Origin of the sequence: Methylibium sp. (assembly GCF_013817365.1) — a bacterium.
In the GTDB taxonomy this organism is placed as follows: domain Bacteria; phylum Pseudomonadota; class Gammaproteobacteria; order Burkholderiales; family Burkholderiaceae_C; genus Methylibium.
Map to the genome: position 1 here is coordinate 1 of NZ_JACDCU010000530.1, position 2,445 is coordinate 2,445.

The 2,445-nt window shown below is 69.1% G+C and carries 4 protein-coding genes; 3 read left to right on the top strand and 1 reads right to left on the bottom strand.

Annotated elements, in window-relative coordinates; translation table 11 throughout:
• The 3 genes from H0W38_RS20885 to H0W38_RS20895 all read left to right on the top strand — a co-directional run.
• Positions 1-263, top strand: a 263-nt coding sequence (locus H0W38_RS20885) for a hypothetical protein (protein ID WP_292457806.1), incomplete at its 5' end; no start/stop codon positions are given.
• 89 nt (positions 264-352) lie between these two features.
• A complete protein-coding gene (locus H0W38_RS20890; RefSeq protein WP_292457808.1) occupies positions 353-1,360 on the top strand; it encodes a hypothetical protein in 1,008 nt (335 codons plus the stop codon).
• A gap of 220 nt (positions 1,361-1,580) precedes the next feature.
• Entirely contained in the window at positions 1,581-1,955 is a 375-nt protein-coding gene (locus H0W38_RS20895; protein ID WP_292457810.1) for a hypothetical protein, read from the top strand.
• On the opposite strand, the gene H0W38_RS20900 is transcribed toward H0W38_RS20895, so the two are convergent.
• Positions 1,947-2,445: 3-deoxy-D-manno-octulosonic acid transferase (locus H0W38_RS20900; RefSeq protein ID WP_367162529.1), on the bottom strand; the 499-nt coding region annotated here is incomplete at its 5' end. The genes H0W38_RS20895 and H0W38_RS20900 overlap by 9 nt on opposite strands.

Sequence of the window (2,445 nt, forward strand, 5' to 3'; positions counted from 1 at the left end):
ACAAGCAGACCGTCGCTCTCAAGGACCTGAAGGACAACGCCGCCGCTTATCTCGGCGCCGCCAACAACAAGCCCGATTTCGATCAGGCCAAGGCGTTCGCCGACGGCATCATCGCTGGCCTCAGCGGCCTGACCGGCGACGAAAAGCTCCCGGCCAGCCAGGCCGCCAAGCTGTTCGACGCCTATGACAAGAAGAAGGCCGACGATCCCACCGACCGCACGTTGGGCAGCAAGGCCTGGCTGGCCGCGCTCGGCCTGGTCTGACAAACGCAAGCCGCCCCGTGGCCGACAACGATCCGCGGTCAAGGCGCCCGGCTGCCGGCCGGATCGACTAGCAACAAGGAGCAGCCGCCATGGCCGACACCGACACCACCTCCACAGCGCTCGACAACGCCTTCGCCGGCGTGGTCGATGCCCTCGTCGAACTGATGCGCTCGGGCGTGCGGCCCGACGTTCTGGAAGCGCAGCGCCTGCTACTGCAGCGTCTGGCTCAGCAAGGCGACGTGTTCCCCTCGCGCGTGCCGGCGCCGCTCAACATCACGGAGGTCGGCGGCTACCTCAATCTGCTCGAGAGCGCCGGCCAGCTCGACATGCGCGCGAGCGCAGTGGCCAGCGCGCTCGGCGTGGCCGGGCCGGCGCCTGGCAGCGCGGCGCTGGGTGGCGTGGTGCCCGTGGGTTTCGTCGAAGTGGCCAACGACCGGCCGGCCGGTGCGGCGCAGGCGTCGATCCCGCCGCTGTTGAGCGTTCGTGCCGACTTCCATGCGCCGCTGCAGACGGCGCTGGCCACGCTGCATGCCTCGGGCTGCGCACTGCCGCTGCGCGCGCCGCGCGCCACACTGCCCGCCAATCAACCGGGTGCCACGGCGACGTCACTCGATCTCGACCTGGCGCTGGCTGCACTCGGCCGCAGCCTGGAAGTCTTTCCTGGCACGCTGCTGGTCGATCCGACCTCGGACGCGCTCGCCATCGCGCGACCGGAGACGCCGGCCACCGAGCCCTTGCGGCTGGTGGCGCGCACGCTGGACGGCAGCACCATGGTCGCCGAAGCGAGTTGGGTCGCCGTGCGCGCCTCGGCCACGGGCATCGCCACCGATGCGCCCACGGCGGCGCGTTATCTGGAGGTGGCGCCGGTGCTGCAGACCGCAGGATGGCTGCACCCGCAGCCGCTGGTCGCGCCAACCGCATTGGCCAGCCGTGGCACACTGGTGCGCTTCGTCAACGTCACGGGCCTGGTGCCCGGGGAGACCACGCTGGGCGCGGAGTTGGCCCTGCTTTACCCACCGGCGGCGATCGCTCGCTCCGCGTTCGCGGCGTTGACGGCGTGGGTTTGGGACGGCAGCAGCTTCGCCGCACCGGTCTGAGGCGCGAAGCGCACGCAAGCCGGGGCCCGGCAAGTCACCACCTCAGAGCGACGTCCCGTTGCCGTCACCGACAAGGCAGCCGATGGAAGTCCTGCTTGCTCTTGCAACGCTTCTCGGTGGCGCAGCAGCGCTTTGGTACTTCAAGGACAAGGCGCTCCCACCGCGCGATCACGCACCGACCCGTGACGACCTCGCTTCCCTGGAAGCAAAGATCGACCGCATGCTCGAGGCAGAAAAAAAACCGCCTGGGCGGAGCGTTGCGGCAGAGGCTGTGGCCCCACCGAAGCAGGACGCGCTGACCGAACGCTTCGAGGCACTCAGCTCGGATCGGCAGCGCTTGCTGTCGCGGCTCGATCAGCTCGCCGTATCGCGCGGTGTTCCTACAGAAGGCTCGGACGCCTCCGCCCTCCTGGCCGCACTCAGGTTGCCGAAGCCGATCAATGAAGCCATCGATCGAGTGCTCGGCTTCACCAGCGACCTGGAGCGACGCAGCCTGCCTGACATCCAGCATTCGAGTTGGGTCACGACCATGACGGACGCCTGCGTCGAATTCCTGGACATGCTGATCAGGAACTCGGCTCTTAAGTCACCGTGAATCGCGAACTCGTGGTTCGCCTTGCCGCTCGATCACTTCGACGATCGCGCCCGCCATGCGCTGTGCCGCGCCGCGATGCGCTGCGGCGAACGTCAGCGCGCGCTGTGCCATGCCGGCTTGCCCGACTGAATCGTCGGCAAGAGCCACAGCGCGCACGACGCCTTCGGCCAGGCTGGCCACCCGCTCACTGGCACCCGCCGCGAGCGACAGCTCGGCCGCCTCGGCGAAGTTGAACGTGTGTGGGCCCATCACCACCGGGCAGCCGCAAGCCGCTGCCTCGATGAGGTTCTGGCCACCCAGTCTCTCGAAACTGCCGCCGAGCAGCGCAACACTGGCGCAGGCGTAGTAGGCCGGCAGTTCGCCCATCGAATCACCGAGCCAGACCGCGGCGGCCTGCGCTTGAGCATCGGGCGCACCGTGCGGCCAGGCGCTGCGGCGCGAAAGCGGCAAGCCGCTGCGTTCGACGAGCGCCGCCACCTCGTCGAAGCGC

What these genes read in the sequence shown, in the direction of transcription:
- H0W38_RS20890 (WP_292457808.1), top strand. Translation starts at nt 353, where the DNA reads ATGGCCGACACCGACACCACCTCCACAGCGCTCGACAACGCCTTCGCC.
- H0W38_RS20895 (WP_292457810.1), top strand. Translation starts at nt 1,581, where the DNA reads ATGCTCGAGGCAGAAAAAAAACCGCCTGGGCGGAGCGTTGCGGCAGAG.